The sequence below is a fragment of the Lysobacter sp. genome (genome assembly GCA_013141175.1).
In the GTDB taxonomy this organism is placed as follows: domain Bacteria; phylum Pseudomonadota; class Gammaproteobacteria; order Xanthomonadales; family Xanthomonadaceae; genus Lysobacter_I.
On sequence record JABFRN010000001.1, the window covers coordinates 908,618 to 926,228 of the forward strand.

The following is a 17,611-nucleotide window of genomic DNA, read 5'->3' on the forward strand; positions in this document are numbered from 1 at the left end:
CACGTTCCATACCCCGCTCCTCCGAAGGGCGTCATGTCGTCCAGCTCCGAACACATCAGCCCCGGTCTCTTCGTCGTCAGGCCTGTCGCCCCGACGACTCCGACCGCCGGTCTTTCCCGCCTGGATGGCCTGGCCAGCGTCGAACCGTTGGGCGGGCGCATGCCCGGCTGGGTCGTGAAGCTGAACAAGTCGCCAAAGAGCGCACGCGCGGGCTGGCGCGACCTGCACCGCCTGCTCGGGCGGGATTTCGTGGTGCTGCCGGCCATGGTCGATGAGGATGGTTGTTATCGCTACCCGACCGGCCTGCTGTCGCTGCGCTTCGACAACGATGCCAGCGAACAGAAACTGCGCAGCGTCGCCAGCACCTACGGGCTGGAATTCGTCGGCCGCGCCAAATTCACGAAGCAACAGGCGCTGTTCAAACCCGCCGGCGGCAGTGACGTTTTCCTGCCCGACGTGAGCGGCAAGATCGAAGACGACGAGCAGGTCGAAGCCGTCTGGTTCGACGCCGAAAGCGCGTATACCCGCTCGTAATCCCCGCCCTCCTTACAGGACGTGAGGCCGCAATGAATTCCCTTTTCGCCGATCCGGCGGAACACGCACCGATGATCGTCGAAACCGCGACCCGCTCCGATGTCGGCCTGCGCATGGCCAGCGGCGAATGGATCGAACTGGACCGCCTGCCGCTGAGCTTCGAAGCCGTCGACGGCGAAACCATCGCACGTCTGTCCGGCACCGCCGTCGCGGCGATGGTAACGGGACGGGTGATGCGCGCGGCACAGACCTTTTTCGAGGTGCCCAGTCGCGGCGCTGCGAAAGCGCCGACCGCCGCACGCACCAGATCGGCGACCAGGGCGCTGGGCAACGTGCTGGAACGCAAGACGATCACCGCTTACATGGATCGCGAAACGCAGTTGATGCGGATCCTCTACAAGGAAATCGTGCTGCGCTTCAAAGCGCAGGTGCCGGCGAAAGTCCGCAGCGCGATCCTGCGCGACAGCGGGCTCACGCTGCATCTGCGCAATCCGATGATTCCGGATCAAATGATCCTCTCCGACACCGCGCTGCGCCATCCCGGCGAAGAACTCATCCGCCTGGCGGCACGACTGAGCGCGTTGGACGAAGTGGCGTTCGCTGCGCCGAACTTCGTCTCCCAGTTCCGCCGCAGCGCAGCAGCGTCGAACGCCCCTTCCTCGAAGCAGTGGCATTTGCGCCTGGTCGGCGCCGGCAAGGCATGGGAGATCACGCGCGGCAAACGCGCGATCACCATCGCAGTGCTCGACGACGGCGTCGATGCCGAACATCCCGAGCTGCGCGGCAATCTCCTGCGCAATCCCGACCCGGACGAGTCGCGCGATCTGTGCGGCCGTGATTTCTATCTGCCCGACGACGATGTCGATCACTTCAATCCGCGCCCGAAACGCTTCCGCGCGCCGTTCGAGCTGATGAGCGGCAACGATATCCACGGCACCTGCTGCGCTGGCATCGCGGTGGGCCGCGGTCCGCGCGCTTATGGCATCGCGCCGAATTGCCGGTTGCTGCCGGTGAAGATCTTCCACGCCGACGATCTGGCCAGCGAAAGCCAGGTCGCCGATGCGATCCGCTACGCCGCTGCGTTCGCCGATGTGATCTCGTGCTCGTGGGGCGGCGCGAAGAGTCCCGATATCGAATTCGCGCTGCAGGACGCGCGTCGCTTCGGCCGCAAAGGGCGCGGCGCGGTGGTCGTGTGCGCGACCGGCAACGAAGCGCGCAGCCGCATCGACTATCCCGCATCCGATCCGAATGCCATCGCAGTCGGCGCGTCGACCGATGCCGACGAACTGGCCGACTATTCCAACCGCGGCCCGCAGGTCTGCGTGGTCGCGCCGTCGAACGGCGGCACGCGCGCGATCTTCACCACAGATGTGTCCACGCCCGGACGCGGCTTCAACATCGGCGACACCGCTGCAGGCGGCGCCGACGGCCTGTTCACCAACGACTTCGGTGGCACCTCGGCAGCGACGCCATTGGTCGCCGGCCTCTGCGGACTGATGCTGTCGCTGAAACCGGAGATGACCGCCGAGGACGTGCGCGCGGCGCTGATCGCAGGCACCAAGAAGATCGGTCCGGCGTCCGCGTACAAAGCCAACGGCCATTCCAACAAATTCGGCTACGGCCGGATCGATGCCGCGAAAGCGGTGGCGCAACTCAAAGCATCGAAGGCGAAACCGAAGAAACCTGAGCCGAACAAATAGCGGGCCTGGTCTTTTATCCTGTCATCCCGAGCGCCAGCGAGGGACCTGCTTCGGTTCTATCGCCCACATCATCAACAACAGGTCCCTCGCGCTCGGGAGGACAGCGCTTGACGATCATCACGCTCCGAACAGCTCCGGCTGCGGTGGCAGTCCATCGGGATCGCGAAACCCGCCGAGCCCCACGCCGACCAGACGATAGCGCGTGTGCGAAGGCAGATCGACACGTGCGCGCAGCATCACCGCGATGTCGACGAATTCCTCCAGCGATGCCGGCGGCGCCTCCGGCGTATGGCTGCGGGTAAGGATGCGGAACTGCGCGGTCTTCAGCTTCAGCACCACGGTGCGGCCGACGCGCTCGACCTTGCGCGATGCTTCCCAGGTTTTCTCCGCAAGCCGTCGGATCGCGGGTTCCAATTCGTCGATCAATACATCGCGCTCGAACGTATCCTCCGAGGAAATCGACTGCACCGGCTGATCGGATTCGACCGGCCGTTCGTCGATGCCCTGCGCGCGCTCGTGCAGACGTACGCCGAAGCTGCCGAACGCATGCTGCAATCGTCCGATCTCGATCGCGCGCAGATCGTCGACCGTGGCGACGCCCAGGGCCTCAAGCTTCTGCAGCGCGACCTTGCCCACGCCCGGAATGCAGCCCACCGGCAGCGGGGTGAGGAAGTCGTAGACCTGATGCGGACGGATCACGAACTGTCCGTCGGGCTTGCGCCAATCGGACGCGATCTTGGCGAGGAACTTGTTCGGTGCGATGCCGGCAGATGCGGTGAGCCGGGTTTCCTCGCGAATCTGCGCGCGGATGGTTTCGGCGATCGCGGTCGCGCTCAGCGGCTCTCCGCTGTCGAGGCGGGTTTTCGGATCGGTGACATCCAGATACGCCTCGTCCAGCGACAGCGGTTCGATCATGTCCGTATGCCGCGCGAAGATCTCGCGCACCTGCCGCGACACCGCCTTGTAACGCACGAAATCCGGCGGCACGAATACCGCCTGCGGGCACAAGCGTTCGGCGCGCACCGCCGGCATCGCCGACCTCACCCCGAACGTGCGCGCCTCGTACGACGCCGCGCACACCACCGACCGCGCCCCGCGCCACGCCACCACCACCGGCTGGCCGCGCAACGAGGGATCGTCGCGCTGCTCCACCGACGCATAGAACGCGTCCATGTCGATGTGGATGATCTTGCGCGGAGGGGACGGCATGCGCCGATTGTCGTCGTTCGGCGCATCGGCGCAAGCCGTACCCCGCCGGAACGTGTCGGCAGCTTCAGCCTTCGCGTTCGAGCAAGGCGATCTGCGGCACACCCCGCCCCGACACAGCGCGCGCAATGACCGCATCCGACTCGACCGTGTCGATGCCCTGCTCGATGTACCAGGCAGGATTGTAGTAGCTGTGCGAGTAGCGCTCGCCACCGTCGCAGAGGATGGTGACGATGGATCCGCTGCGGCCTTCGCGGCGCATGCGTTCGGCGACGGTCAGCACGCCGACGAAATTGGTGCCGGTGGAACCGCCGACGCGCCGACCCAGGGCTTCGCTGACGTGACGCATCGCGGCGAGACTCAGTGCGTCCGGTACTTTCATCATCGCGTCGATGCAGGCGGCGATGAAGCTGCGTTCGACCTTCGGCCGACCGATGCCCTCGATGCCGGAACCGCAGGAGTGGGTGAGATCGTCGCGCGCAGCGCCTTTCAACGCCCCGGCGAAATGATCGAAGAACACCGAATGCTCGGGATCGACGCAGAGCACGCGGGTGTCGTGGCGGCGATAGCGCACGTAACGCCCCAGCGTGGCGGCGGTGCCGCCGGTCCCGGGGCAGCAGACGATCCACTCCGGCACCGGATGCGGCTCCTGCGCCATCTGCGCGAAGATCGATTCGGCGATGTTGTTGTTCGCACGCCAGTCGGTGGCGCGTTCGGCATAGGTGAACTGGTCGAGGAAGTGACCGCCGGTTTCGCGCGCGAGACGCGCGGACTCGTCATTGATCGCCGCCGGATCGTCGACCAGATGGCAGCGCCCGCCGTGGAATTCGATCGCGCGGATCTTGTCCGGCGAGGTGCAGCCCGGCATCACCGCGATGAACGGCAAACCGAGCAGGCGCGCGAAATAAGCTTCCGACACCGCCGTGGACCCGCTCGACGCCTCGATCACCGGCCCGTCCTCGCACAGCCAGCCGTTCGCCAGCGAATACAGGAACAGCGAGCGCGCAAGCCGGTGCTTCAGACTGCCGGTCGGGTGACTGGATTCATCCTTGAAATACAGATCGATGCCGGGATAGCCCGGCAGCGCCATCGGAATCAGATGGGTGTCGGCCGACCGGTTGAAATCGGCTTCGATCTTGCGGATGGCGGAGGCCGTCCAGATGCGCTGCGGCATGGGCATTCAACGAAGTGACGGCGACGCGAAGGGGATGCTGCCAGCAGCGGTCGCCGCGCTGATGGCATCCGACATCAATGCCGGATGGAGCCGGCATTATAGTTCCGGGCTTCGGTTCGACAGCGCGCGTTACTGCTTGATCGCGGGCACGTCCACGCCGCGCTCGTCGATGCGATACAGCGCATGGCAGCCGGTGCACTGCGCGGTGGCGGCTTCGAGCTTCTGCAGCGCCACCTCGACGCGCTTGCCGTTGCGTGCCTCGTCGGCGACTGCAGCGTATTCGAAATGCATCGGGCGGGCGAGATCGAACCATGCGGAAGGCAACTGCGCCCGAAATCCCTTGCCGGCACCGCCGCCCTGACCGGGGCCGCGCGCTGCGGCCAGCGATTCGACCGCTTTCCAATCCCCGGCCGCGAGCGCGCCGATGATGCCCTGAACGGTCATGAGCTGCCCACGCATCTCTTCGCGGAGTTCGGCGGCGTGCTTGGGGGAAAGCGCGATGCCAATGCGCTGATCGGCCGGCGCGGGTGTTTGCGCCGATGCAGACGCCATCATCGGCACCTCCACCCAGAACGCGCCGCGCAGTGCGCCTTCCTCGAAGCCCGTGGCCGCATCCTGCGGGTAACGCGCGAGAATCGCCGCGCGCACAGGCTCCGCGACAGCCGGCCCATGACACAGCAGACAGGCCGGTTCAGTGCGAATGCCGCGAGCATAGTGCAGCGTGTCCTGTCCGGCCTCGTACTGCGTCGCCTGCAACGTCTGCGGTGCTTCGCCTTTCGCTGCGCGGCGCGCAAAATCGTCCAGCGCCGCGCGCTGCCAACCATCGGCGGCATTGCCGGGATTGCGAACGCGCACGCCTACGCGACCGATCTTCACGCCATGACGTGTCGCCACCGCTTCGGCGATGCCCGGGGCCTTGTCGTGGCAGAAATCGACCGCACCGACAGGGCCGCTGGCCGCCATCTGCACCATCAGCGCTTCGCGCAGCGTGCGTCCGAGATCCGCCGTCGCCGCTTCGGCACGCTTGACGGCCTGTGCGGCGGCGTCACTGGTCGGCTCCGACGCTTGAACCGGCACAGGCAGATCGCTTGCAGGCACCGTTGCAGCGGCGAAGGCGGCCGTTGCGAGACAGGCGAGGAGAGCGGAAGAAAGAACCGAGGTACGCATCGAAGAGCTCCGTTTAGACACTGGATCGAGAACGGTGGCGATTGAATGCAAGAACGTCGACTCGGAGTGCCATGTACTCCTTGACGTCCGTTCTTCGGGGCAGGCTTACTCCACCGTCACCGACTTCGCCAAGTTGCGCGGCTTGTCGACATCGGTGCCGCGCGCCAGCGCCGCGTGGTACGCGAGCAGTTGCACCGGGATCGCATGCACGATCGGCGAGAGCAGGCCGACGTGGCGCGGGGTGCGGATGACGTGGACGCCTTCGGATTCGGTGAAGTGGCTGTCGGCGTCGGCGAAAACGTACATCTCGCCGCCGCGCGCACGCACTTCCTGGATGTTGGATTTCACCTTTTCCAGCAGCGTGTCGTTCGGTGCGATCACCACCACCGGCATGTCCGCATCCACCAGCGCGAGCGGGCCGTGTTTCAGTTCGCCGGCCGGATAGGCTTCGGCGTGGATGTAGGAGATTTCCTTGAGCTTCAACGCACCTTCCAGCGCGATCGGGTAATGGATGCCGCGACCGAGGAACAGCGCGTGCTGCTTGGGCGCGAAGCGGTCCGACCACACCGCGATCTGCGGTTCGAGATTCAAGGCGTGCTGCACGCTGCCCGGCAGGTGGCGCAGCGCTTCGATCAGCTCGGCTTCCTGTTCCGCCGACAGCTTGCCCTGCGCTTTCGCCACCGTGGCGGTGAGCACGAACAGCGCGACCAGTTGGGTGGTGAACGCTTTGGTCGACGCCACGCCGATCTCCGCGCCGGCACGGGTGTAGAACACCAGTTTGCTGGCGCGCGGGATCGCGCTTTCGGGGACGTTGCAGATCGACAGGGTCTTGTCGTGACCGAGCGATTTCGCGTATTTCAACGCTTCCATAGTGTCGAGGGTTTCGCCCGACTGCGAGATGGTGACGATCAGCTGGCGTGGATTGGCGACGACCTTGCGGTAGCGGTATTCGCTGGCGATCTCGACATTGCACGGCAGGCCGGTGATGGCTTCGAACCAGTAGCGCGCGGTCAGGCCGGCGTAGTAGCTGGTGCCGCAGGCGAGGATCTGCAGGCCGTCGATGCCGCGCAGGATCGCGTCGGCGTCTTTGCCGAACAGCTCGGGCGTGAAGCTGCCGTGGTCGATGATCGCCTCGATGGTGTCGGCGATCGCGCGCGGCTGCTCGTGGATTTCCTTCTGCATGAAGTGGCGATACGGGCCCAGCTCCAGCGATGCCAGCGACACGTCCGAGACATGCACGTCGCGCTGTACTTCGGCATCGGTCGCATCGAAGACCCGCACGCCGGTGCGCGCGACTTCGGCGGTATCGCCTTCTTCGAGGAAGATCACCCGGCGCGTGGCCTGGATGATCGCCGAGACATCGGAGGCGATGAAATTCTCGCCCTCGCCTAGACCGATCAGCAGCGGGCAACCCATGCGCGCGCAGACCATGCGCTCGGGTTCCTTGCGGCTGATCACCGCCAGCGCATAGGCGCCTTCGAGTTCCTTGACCACGCGCTGCAGCGCGTGCAGCAGGTCGTCGCCCTGGGTCAGATAGTGATGGATGAGATGGGCGATGACTTCGGTATCGGTCTGCGATTCGAAGGCGTAACCGAGCGCGCGCAGGCGTTCTCGCTGCTGTTCGTGGTTTTCGATGATGCCGTTGTGCACCAGCGCCACGCCATGGCTGATATGCGGATGGGCGTTGGATTCGGTGACGCCGCCGTGGGTGGCCCAGCGGGTATGGCCGATGCCAAGACCGGCGCTGAACGCATCGGACCCCGCCGCGGATTCCATCTCGGCGACGCGGCCGGTACGGCGCACGCGGCGCACGTCGCTGCCGTTGGCCCCGTTGCGATCGACGATGGCGATGCCCGCCGAGTCGTAGCCGCGATATTCGAGCCGCTTCAGCCCTTCGATCAACACCGGTACCACATCGCGATCCGCAATCGCGCCGACAATGCCGCACATATCGTTTGGAGTCCCCTGGAAGCTGGTGCTGTGGTTCGGAGCGACGCCTTCCGGGTGGCGGTGTCGCGAGGTCGCTAGTGTAACGGCGAAAGCGGACGACACCGTCCGCGCGGACGCGTCCGGACAGCCTGCGGACACCTTCCGCCATCGATAAAACACTTGCAAAACAATCGCTTGGCGTTGGCACGCCGTTTGCGTTGATCGGCGTGTCCAACCCACGCATCGGCATCGGCCCACCCATGACCATCCGCGACACCTCCGGCCAGGATCACACCCTCGACGTCTCGCCATCGGCCGCGAAACGACGCCGCTGGCTGGTGGTCGGCGGCATCGCGGTCGCGCTGGCGGTCGCCATCGGCGGCGTGGCCTCTTCGTGGCGCGGCGGTGGGCGCTCGGTCGATACCGCCCGGGTACGCATCGCGACGGTGCAACGCGGCGATCTGGTCCGCGATCTCTCCGCCGAGGGCCGCGTGATCTCCGCGAACAGCCCGACGCTCTACACCATCGCCGCCGGCACCGTGACCCTGCGCGTGGTCGCGGGCGACGTGGTGAAACAGGGGCAGACGCTCGCCGAGATCGACAGCCCCGAGCTGCGCAGCCGACTGGCGCAGGAAGCCGCCACCCTCGCGAGTCTGGAAGCGGAAGCCAGTCGCGCGGGCCTGGATGGCGAACTGATCCGCGCCAATGCCCGCAAGCTGCTGGATCAGGCGACGATCGACCAGGTCGCCGCGCAGCGCGACCTGGAGCGCAACCGCCGCGCGTTCGAGGGCGGCGCGGTCGCGCAGATCGATGTCGCCCGGGCCCAGGACTCGCTGAAGAAGGCCGACCTGAGTCTTGCCGCTGCGCGCCAGGAATCCACGCTGCAGGGGCGGGGCGCCGGGCTCGACACCCGCAACAAGCATCTGCAGGCCGACCGCCAGCGCTCGGCGGTGACCGAACTGCAGCGCCAGGTCGATGCCTTGACCCTGCGTGCGCCGTTCGACGGCCAGGTCGGCCAGCTGATGATCGCCCAGCGCGCCAACGTCGCCGCGAATGCCGCTGTGCTGAGTCTGGTCGACCTGTCGGTGTTCGAAGTCGAGATCAAGGTGCCGGAAAGTTTCGCGCGCGACCTGGGGATCGGCATTCCGGCTGAAGTGACCAGCACCAGCAGCACCTTCGCAGCGGCGATCTCGGCGGTGTCGCCGGAAGTGGTGAACGGCGAAGTGGCCGCGCGCCTGCGCTTCACCGACAAGCAGCCACCGGGCCTGCGCCAGAACCAGCGGCTCAGCGCACGGATCGTATTGGACACGCGCCGCAACGTGCTGAATGTGGAGCGCGGCGCGTTCCTGGAGCAGGGCGGCGGACGATTCGCCTACGTCATGGACGGCAACATCGCCGTGAAGCGCGCCTTGCGCACCGGCGTCAGCAGCCTCGGCGCCGTGGAAATCCTCGACGGCGCGAACGTCGGCGACCGCATCGTGGTCTCCGGCAGCGACCAGTTCGGCGATGCCGAACGCATCCGGATCTCAGGAGAATGAGCATGAAACCGTCTCTCGAAAAAAACCCCGTCGACACTGCGCTGGATGTCGTACCCGACCCCTTCCTGTTCGACCTGAACTGGTCCGCGCAGGAATTGACCGACGCCATGTGCCGTTCACTCGCCTCCCTGCATCACTTCACCTTCGCGCCGTCCGCCAACGATGCAGCGATGCACCGGCCGCGTCGTCGCGCGAGCTACGTCGCGATTCCGCCGCTGCCCGCGCGATTCCGTATCGGCGGCTGAAATCACCAGGGCGACGTTTTCGCGGCTTCCGCCGCTCCTACATTCCCGGCTTCCGCCGCTCCCACAAACGTTCCTGGAGTTTCCCATGCTGCACATGCAAGGCGTCACCAAGGTCTATCGCACCGAACTGGTCGAAACCCATGCGCTGCGTGCGCTCGACCTGCATGTGCGCGATGGCGAGTTCGTCGCGGTCACCGGACCGTCGGGTTCGGGCAAGACCACGTTCCTCAATATCGCCGGCCTGCTCGAAGAATTCACCAGCGGCACGTATCTGCTCGATGGCGAAGACGTGAGCAAGCTCGGCGACGACGCCCGCTCGAAGCTGCGCAACCGCAAGATCGGTTTCATCTTCCAGAGTTTCAATCTGATTCCCGATCTGAATCTGTTCGACAACGTCGACGCGCCGCTGCGCTATCGCGGGATGTCGGCGGCCGATCGCCGCAAGCGCATCGAGGAATCGCTGGCGCGGGTCGGGCTGGGTTCGCGCATGAAGCATTATCCGTCCGAACTCTCCGGCGGCCAGCAACAGCGCGCGGCGATCGCGCGCGCGCTGGCCGGCAGCCCGCGCCTGCTGCTCGCCGACGAACCCACCGGCAATCTCGATTCGCAGATGGCGCGCAGCGTGATGGAACTGCTGGAAGAGATCAACGGCCAGGGCACCACCATCATCATGGTCACCCACGACCCGGAACTCGCCGCGCGCGCGCAGCGCAACGTGCATATCGTCGACGGCATGGTCACCGACCTGCGCAGCGATGGCAGCCTGCTCCGCGCGCCGGGCACGCAGACTTCCACCACTGCCGACTGAGGGCATCGTCATGGCATCCAATACGACGCCCACGAACGGCATGATTTCCAACGGCGTGCTTTCGAACGGCATGCTCGCCTACTACGTTTCGCTGGCGATCCGCAGCTTCAAGCGCAACAAGGTCCTGACCGCGCTGATGGTGCTGGCGATCGCGCTGGGCATCGGCGCCAGCATGACCACGCTGACGGTGTTCCACGTGCTGTCCGGCAATCCGATTCCGCAGAAGAGCGAACGACTCTTCTATCCGCGCATCGATCCGGAAAGCAAACGCGGTTACCAGCCGGGCAACGATCCGCAATCGCAGATGACGCGTTTCGACGCCGAAGCGTTGCTGCGGGAAAAGCGCGGCGACCGTCAGGCGATCATGACCGCTGGCGCGGTGGCGATCGAGCCCGACCGCAACGACCTGGCTCCGTTCATCGCGAATGCGCGATTCACCGGCGCGGACTTCTTTCCGATGTTCGATGTGCCCCTGGCCTACGGACAAGCCTGGACGCGTGGAGACGATGAGGCGCGGGCGCGGGTCGCGGTGATTTCCTCGGAGCTCAACGAAAAGCTGTTCGGCGGCGGCAACAGCGTCGGCAAGACGATCCGCCTGGAACAGAACGCGTTCAAGATCATCGGCGTGTTGAAGCCATGGCGCCTGAAGCCGAAGTTCTACGATCTGACCCAGAGCCGGTTCGGCAGCGAAGAACAGGTCTTCATTCCGTTCTGGACCTCGCGCGCGTTGGACATGTCGCCGAACGGCAATATGAACTGCTGGGGCGGCTCCGACGACCAGGACCAAGACAAGGAAGGCCAATACGGCCTCAATGCGAAGTGCGCCTGGCTGCAGTATTGGGTCGAACTGGATTCGCCCGCCAAGGCCACGGCCTATCTTCAGTACCTGAAGAATTATTCCGACCAGCAGCGCGCGGCCGGCCGATTCGAGCGCCCGACCAATGTGCGTCTCGACGACGTGATGGGATGGATGGACGAGAACGGCGTGGTGCCGCAGGACGTGCGCCTGCAGGGCTGGCTGGCTTTCGGATTCCTGTTCGTCTGCCTGGTCAATACGATCGGTCTGTTGCTGGCGAAATTCCTGCGGCGTTCGTCCGAGATCGGCGTGCGGCGCGCGCTCGGCGCGACCAAGCGCGCGATCTTCGTGCAGTACCTGATCGAAGCGGGCGTGATCGGTCTGGCCGGCGGCGCGCTCGGCCTGTGCTTCGCGCTGCTCGGTCTGTGGGCGGTACGCCAGCAGCCGACCGACTACGCCGAACTCGCGCATCTCAACAGCACGATGCTGCTGACTGCCGTGGGGCTGAGCCTGGTGGCAAGCCTGGTCGCAGGGTTGTTGCCGGCCTGGCGCGCGTGCCAGATCGCGCCGGCGATCCAGCTCAAATCGCAGTAACCGCCGCCCTTTCACGAAAGGGGCGATACCCCGCTCTCTCTCCGTATCGTCCCTTTCCTTTTTCTTGCAGTTCCGGAGCCCGCCCATGGACATCCGCCCCATCCTTTCCACGCTGCGCCGGCACAAGACCGCATCGGCATTGATCGTGATCGAAATCGCGCTCAGCTGCGCCATCGTCTGCAACGCACTGTTCCTGATCGGCACCCGCCTCGACCGCATGGCCCGCGACACCGGCATGGCCAACGACGAAATCGTGAGGATCAACACCGCCGGCATCGGCACCGACGACAATGCCGATGCGGCGGTGAAGACCGATCTGGCCGCGCTGCGCGCAGTGCCCGGGGTCAAATACGCGACCAGTACCAATCATGTCCCGTTCGACTCGTCGTCGTGGAACTCGTCGGTCAGCATCAAACCCGACCAGCAGATTCCCAGCATGAATGCCGGCGTCTACCTCGGCGACGAACAAATGCTGGAAACCTTCGGCCTGAAGATCATCGCCGGTCGCGACTTCCTGCCGGAAGAGTACGTCGACATGGGCAAGATCAAAATCGGCACGTCGATCCCGTCCGCCATCCTCACCCGCGCGATGGCGGAGAAACTCTTTCCCGGCGAAAGCGCGCTCGGAAAGCTGCTGCACGACAGCTGGGGCGAAAAGCCGATCAAGATCGTCGGCGTGGTCGAGTCGCTCATCCGTCCGAACGACAATGGCGGTCCCGCCGAAGCGCAATACTCCATGTTGCTGCCGATCCGCCCCACCGCAGGTCGCTTCGCGATCCGCACCAGCCCGGAACGCCGCGAGGAAGTGCTGAAGGCCGCAGTTGCCGCGCTGGAGAAGGTCAACCGCAGCCGCATCATCATGGACCAGGGGACGTTCACGGATGTGATCGGGGAATATTATCGACAGGACAAGGCGATGGCCTGGCTGCTGAGCGCGGTGTGCATCGCGCTGATGGTGGTCACCGCACTGGGCATCGTCGGTCTCGCCAGCTTCTGGGTGCAGCAGCGCACCAAGCAGATCGGCGTGCGGCGCGCGCTGGGCGCCACCCGCAGCCAGATCCTGCGCTATTTCCAGACCGAGAATTTCCTGCTGGCATCCATCGGCATCGTGCTGGGCATGCTCGGCGCCTTCGGCCTGAACCAGTTGCTGATGACGTATTACGAATTGCCGCGACTGCCGGCGATGTATCTGCCGGTGGGCGCGGTCGCACTGTGGATGCTGGGTCAGATCGCGGTCTACGGCCCGGCCAAGCGCGCGGCAGCGGTACCGCCGGCTGTCGCAACGCGCAGCGTGTGAGAGCGAACGATCAACTAAACGGGCTGTCCGTGTCTCCTCCCCTTGCGCGTAGCGCAGGGGGAGGCTGGGAGGGGGTGTTCTTTGCATGAAGCGCACCCCTCCCCGACCCTCCCCTCAACCTGCGGTTGAAGGGAGGGAGGCAATCACGCTTGCGTTGGGATTCGTGACAGCAAGCGTTCCGCTCATTGCTCGGCGCATCGCAGCTTCCATCGCCACAGACAATCCATCGCTACGTACTCCATCCACTCTGGGTTACGCTTCTCCCATGCCCACCATTCTCGTCATCGACGACAACCCCGCAGTCGCCACCGCGCTCGAGACCCTGTTCTCGCTGCACGATATCGACACCCGCATCGCCAGCGGTCCGGAAGAAGGACTGACGGCGCTCGCGCAGTCGCCGGTGGATCTGGTGGTGCAGGACATGAACTTCGATACCGACACCACCTCGGGTGAAGAAGGCGAAGCGCTGTTCCGCGAGATCCGCGCGCGGCACCCGGATCTGCCGGTGATTCTGCTGACCGCGTGGACGCATCTGGAATCGGCGGTGGAACTGGTCAAGGCCGGGGCCGCCGATTATCTCGCCAAGCCGTGGGACGATCGCAAGCTGATGGTGACGGTCAACAATCTGCTGGAGCTGTCGCAGACGCGACAGCAGCTGGCGCGACGCGATGCGGGCGAGCGCCGACGCCGCGCGGCGCTCGACGGATACGAGCTTCGCGGGTTCGTGCACGCCGATGCGCTGACCGAATCCGCGCTCGGCCTCGCCTGCCAGGTCGCGCGTTCGGATCTGCCGGTGCTGATCACCGGGCCGAACGGCGCAGGCAAGGAAAAACTCGCCGAGATCGTGCATGCGAATTCGAATGTGCGCAGCGGACCTTTCGTGGCGTTGAACTGCGGCGCGCTGCCGGCGGATCTGATCGAGGCCGAACTGTTCGGCGCCGATGCCGGCGCCTACACCGGCGCGAATCGCGCGCGCGAGGGGAAATTCGAGGCCGCCGATGGCGGGACATTGTTCCTCGACGAAATCGGCACGCTGCCACTGGCTGGCCAGATCAAGCTGCTGCGCGTGCTCGAAACCGGCCAGTTCCAGAGACTCGGCAGCAATCGCGAGCGCACGGTGAAAGTGCGCGTGCTCAGCGCGACCAATGCCGACCTGCCGACGCTGATCGCCGCCGGCCAGTTCCGCGAGGATCTGTTCTATCGCTTGAACGCGATCGAAGTGCGGCTGCCGGCGCTCGCACAGCGGCCGGACGATATCCTGCCGCTGGCGCGGCATTTCATGCCAGCGGACAAATCGCTGGACCCGGCCGCCGAACAGGCGCTGCTCGCGCACCGCTGGCCCGGCAACGTGCGCGAATTGCGCAACACCATCCAGCGTGCCGCCCTGCTCGCGCGCGGCGCACGCATCGGCGTGCATGACCTGGGCTTGCCCGCAGCGGTCGCGCAGACAACGGCGCAGACCGGCGACACCATCGAACCGGATCGCGCTGCGATCGAAACCGCGCTCGTGCGCGCGGGCGGCGTACTGGCGCAGGCTGCGCAGGAACTGGGCATGTCGCGACAGGCGCTGTACCGCCGGCTCGAACGCCTCGGCATCAAGCGCGACTGAGCGTATGCAACTGCTCCGCATCCTGCCGCTGGCGATACGCTTGATCGTGCTGGCGACGCTGTGCGTCGTGCTGGCGGCGGCATCGACCGCGCTGTTGACGCAATGGCTGCCCGCATGGGCCGCGGGCGCGATCGCTGCGGTGGTCGTCGGCACGCTGGTGGCCACGCTGATCTGGCGCACCGTCACGCCGATGCGCGCGCTGTTCCGCGCACTGGCCGGCACGGTGGCGAGTTATCGCGACGGCGATTTCAGTTTCGGCATCACCTGGGACAAATACAGCGATCTGATCGAGCTGGTGAATGCCCACAATGCGCTCGGCGACGCATTGCGCGAACAGCGGCTGTCGCTGGTGCAGCGCGAGCTGCTGCTCGACACCATGGTGCAGAACACGCCCGTGGCGATGGTGCTGGTGGACGAATCGCAGCACATCGTGCTGGGCAACCTCGCGGCGCGCAAACTGCTCGGCGAAGGCCGGCGGCTGGAAGGCCGCAGCTTCGATTCGATTCTCGAAGCCACGCCGCAGGCGCTGCGCGACGCGTTCGAGCGCGGCGGCGACGGCATCTTCGCGGTCGGCGACGAAGACAACGAGGACATCTTCCATCTCTCGCGCCGCGGCTTCCGGCTCAACGGCCGCCGCCACGAACTGGTGCTGCTGCGCCTGCTCACCGCCGAACTGCGGCGGCAGGAAGTGCAGACCTGGAAGAAAGTGATCCGCGTGATCAGCCACGAATTGAACAATTCGCTGGCGCCGATCGCCTCGCTGGCGCATTCCAGCGCGGAGCTGCTGAAACGCGGGCAATTGGAAAGACTGCCGATCGCACTGGCGACCATCGAGGAGCGCGCGCGCCACCTGGAAGGATTCATCCGCGACTATGCGCGCTTCGCGAAACTGCCGGCGCCGCGTCTTGAACCTCATGCATGGGGACGTTTCCTGGAACAGTTGCGCAGCCAGGTCGAATTCGCCTGGAACGGGCAACACGACGACGGCGTGGTGTCGATCGATGCGGCGCAGATGGAGCAGTCGCTGCTGAATCTGATCAAGAACGCGCACGAATCCGGCTCGCCGGCCAATGAAGTGCAGCTGATCCTGCGCAAACTTCCGGAGGCATGGCGGATCGACATCCTCGATCGCGGCAGCGGCATGAGCGAAGCGGTGCTGGCGCAGGCGCTGCTGCCGTTCTATTCGACCAAACGCCACGGTACCGGGCTGGGATTGGCGCTGACCCGCGACATCATCGAAGCCCACGGCGGTCGTATCGCGCTGCAGAACCGCGATGGTGGCGGGCTTTGGGTGAGTCTCACATTGCCCGCGCGCTGATGTTTCGCGGTTTTTTGTGTGGGAGGGGCTTCAACCTGAAGTATCCCCACCTTTTCGAGTGTTTCAAGAAAGCATCGTCATCCCCGCGAAAGCGGGGATCCAGTGACTTTCAAGCTTCTGCGCAACGCAAAAACACTGGATTCCCGCTTTCGCGGGAATGACGGGGAAATGACGGTCTCCGCCAATCCATCGATCCGTTTGATTTTCTCGAGGGAAAAGTGGGGATGCCTCGGGCTTCAGCCCCGGATGTTCTGACGAAGCTCCAGGTGTCCGGGTGAAGCCCCTCCCACATCATCCGATCACTTCGATTTCTTCACCGGCCGCTTCCAGCCGTCGAGCGTCACCTGTTTCGCGCGCGCAACGGTCAGTTTGTCGTCGGGCGCCTCTTGGTTGATCACTGATCCGGCGCCGATCGTGGCGCCCTTGCCGATGCGCACCGGCGCGACCAGTGCGGCGTTCGAGCCGATGAAGGCGCCGTCCTCGATCGTGGTGGTGAACTTGTTGGCGCCGTCGTAGTTGCAGGTGATGGTGCCGGCGCCGATGTTGACGCCCGCGCCGATCACCGCATCGCCAAGATACGTCAGATGGTTCGCCTTGCTGCCGAGGCCGATCTTCGCGTTCTTGGTTTCGACGAAATTGCCGATGTGCACGCCGTCGGCCAGCACCGTGCCCGGACGCAGGCGTGCGAACGGGCCGATCGTCACCGCGCCTTCGGTGTTCGCGCCTTCGAGGTCGCAGTGCGCGCGCACTTCGGTGCCGGCGGCGAGTTCGACATTCTTCAATCGGCAGAACGGGCCGACGCGTACGCCATCGCCGAGCACGACGCGACCTTCGAGGATCACGTTGGCATCGATCTCGACATCGCGGCCGACGAGCACCTCGCCGCGCACATCGACGCGATGCACATCGGCGAAACGCGCGCCGGCCACGCACAGCGCGCGCACCGCGCGCAGCTGGAACGCGCGTTCGAGCTGCGCCAGTTGCCACGGATCGTTGGCGCCTTCGGTTTCGACCGGATCTTCGACAGTCACTATTTCCGCAGGCACGAATTCATCCGCCGCCATCGCGAACACATCGGTGAGGTAGTACTCGCCCTGCGCGTTGTCGCTGGACAGGCGCTGCAGCCACGGCACCAGCGCGTTGGCATCGGCGGCGATGATCCCGGAATTGACGATGCGGATGCGACGCGTGTCGGTGTCGGCGTCCTTGTGCTCGACGATCGCGGCGACGCGGCCCTGCGCATCGCGCACGATGCGGCCGTAGCCGGTGGGGTCGACCAGTTCGGCGGCAAGCACCGCAAGCCGGCCCGGCGCATCGAGCAGGCGCTGCAGCGTTTCGCTGCGGATCAGCGGCACATCGCCGTACAGCACCAGCACGCGCGCATCCTCGGGCACGCCGGGGATCGCCTGCTGCACTGCATGTCCGGTGCCGAGCTGCTGCGCCTGCTCGGACCAGTGCAGATCGGACTGATCGGCGAACGCGGCCCGCACCTGATCGCCGCCATGACCGTAGACGACATGGATGCCGGCCGGTCCCAGCGCACGCGCGCTGGCGATGACGTGGCCCAGCATCGGCACGCCCGCGATCGCCTGCAGCACTTTCGGCAGTGCGGACTTCATCCGCTTGCCTTCGCCTGCGGCCAGGACGATGACGTGAAGGGGTGCGCTCATGGGAACTCCGGGGCCGGGGGTCGGGG

Annotated in this window: 14 protein-coding genes; 9 read left to right on the forward strand and 5 right to left on the reverse strand. The window is 65.6% G+C overall.

The window, feature by feature from the left end; translation table 11 throughout:
- Positions 1-33 precede the first annotated feature (33 nt).
- Together HOP03_04185 and HOP03_04190 are read left to right on the forward strand one after the other, a co-directional pair.
- Positions 34-534 carry a hypothetical protein gene (locus HOP03_04185; GenBank protein NOT87362.1) on the forward strand — a complete coding sequence of 167 codons (501 nt, stop codon included), beginning with the start codon at positions 34-36 and terminating at the stop codon, positions 532-534.
- A 32-nt stretch (positions 535-566) separates the two neighbouring features.
- The gene (locus HOP03_04190; protein ID NOT87363.1) at positions 567-2,234 is read left to right on the forward strand and encodes a S8 family serine peptidase; all 1,668 of its coding nucleotides are present in this window, start codon (positions 567-569) and stop codon (positions 2,232-2,234) included.
- 117 nt (positions 2,235-2,351) lie between these two features.
- Here the strand turns inward: HOP03_04190 and dinB are convergent, their stop codons facing one another.
- The 4 genes from dinB to glmS form a co-directional block, all read right to left on the reverse strand.
- Positions 2,352-3,443: a DNA polymerase IV gene (dinB, locus tag HOP03_04195; GenBank protein NOT87364.1), complete on the reverse strand. Its 1,092-nt coding sequence runs from the start codon at positions 3,441-3,443 to the stop codon at positions 2,352-2,354.
- Positions 3,444-3,507: 64 nt separating this feature from the next.
- On the reverse strand, positions 3,508-4,614 hold the full coding sequence (locus HOP03_04200) for a PLP-dependent cysteine synthase family protein (GenBank protein ID NOT87365.1): 1,107 nt from the start codon (positions 4,612-4,614) through the stop codon (positions 3,508-3,510).
- Positions 4,615-4,743: 129 nt separating this feature from the next.
- Positions 4,744-5,781, reverse strand: a complete 1,038-nt coding sequence (locus tag HOP03_04205) for a DUF3365 domain-containing protein (protein ID NOT87366.1) — start codon at positions 5,779-5,781, stop codon at positions 4,744-4,746.
- Positions 5,782-5,886: 105 nt separating this feature from the next.
- Positions 5,887-7,731, reverse strand: a complete 1,845-nt coding sequence (glmS, locus tag HOP03_04210) for a glutamine--fructose-6-phosphate transaminase (isomerizing) (protein NOT87367.1) — start codon at positions 7,729-7,731, stop codon at positions 5,887-5,889.
- Between the two features lie 239 nt (positions 7,732-7,970).
- Here glmS and HOP03_04215 point away from each other — a divergent pair, with 239 nt between their 5' ends.
- The 7 genes from HOP03_04215 (at position 7,971) to HOP03_04245 (ending at position 15,915) form a co-directional block, all read left to right on the forward strand.
- Complete coding sequence (locus HOP03_04215) at positions 7,971-9,248, forward strand: HlyD family efflux transporter periplasmic adaptor subunit (GenBank protein NOT87368.1); 1,278 nt, start codon at positions 7,971-7,973, stop codon at positions 9,246-9,248.
- A 2-nt stretch (positions 9,249-9,250) separates the two neighbouring features.
- Positions 9,251-9,493 carry a hypothetical protein gene (locus HOP03_04220; protein NOT87369.1) on the forward strand — a complete coding sequence of 81 codons (243 nt, stop codon included), beginning with the start codon at positions 9,251-9,253 and terminating at the stop codon, positions 9,491-9,493.
- 85 nt (positions 9,494-9,578) lie between these two features.
- Positions 9,579-10,301 (forward strand): ABC transporter ATP-binding protein, encoded by a 723-nt coding sequence (locus HOP03_04225; protein NOT87370.1) that lies wholly within the window; start codon positions 9,579-9,581, stop codon positions 10,299-10,301.
- Positions 10,302-10,371: 70 nt separating this feature from the next.
- Positions 10,372-11,691 carry an FtsX-like permease family protein gene (locus tag HOP03_04230; GenBank protein NOT87371.1) on the forward strand — a complete coding sequence of 440 codons (1,320 nt, stop codon included), beginning with the start codon at positions 10,372-10,374 and terminating at the stop codon, positions 11,689-11,691.
- A gap of 85 nt (positions 11,692-11,776) precedes the next feature.
- Entirely contained in the window at positions 11,777-12,988 is a 1,212-nt protein-coding gene (locus HOP03_04235; GenBank protein NOT87372.1) for an FtsX-like permease family protein, read from the forward strand.
- A gap of 265 nt (positions 12,989-13,253) precedes the next feature.
- On the forward strand, positions 13,254-14,597 hold the full coding sequence (locus tag HOP03_04240; GenBank protein NOT87373.1) for a sigma-54-dependent Fis family transcriptional regulator: 1,344 nt from the start codon (positions 13,254-13,256) through the stop codon (positions 14,595-14,597).
- 4 nt (positions 14,598-14,601) lie between these two features.
- Positions 14,602-15,915: an ATP-binding protein gene (locus HOP03_04245; GenBank protein NOT87374.1), complete on the forward strand. Its 1,314-nt coding sequence runs from the start codon at positions 14,602-14,604 to the stop codon at positions 15,913-15,915.
- Positions 15,916-16,214: 299 nt separating this feature from the next.
- Here the strand turns inward: HOP03_04245 and glmU are convergent, their stop codons facing one another.
- The gene (gene glmU / locus HOP03_04250) at positions 16,215-17,585 is read right to left on the reverse strand and encodes a bifunctional UDP-N-acetylglucosamine diphosphorylase/glucosamine-1-phosphate N-acetyltransferase GlmU (GenBank protein ID NOT87375.1); all 1,371 of its coding nucleotides are present in this window, start codon (positions 17,583-17,585) and stop codon (positions 16,215-16,217) included.
- Between the last annotated feature and the right edge of the window lie 26 nt (positions 17,586-17,611).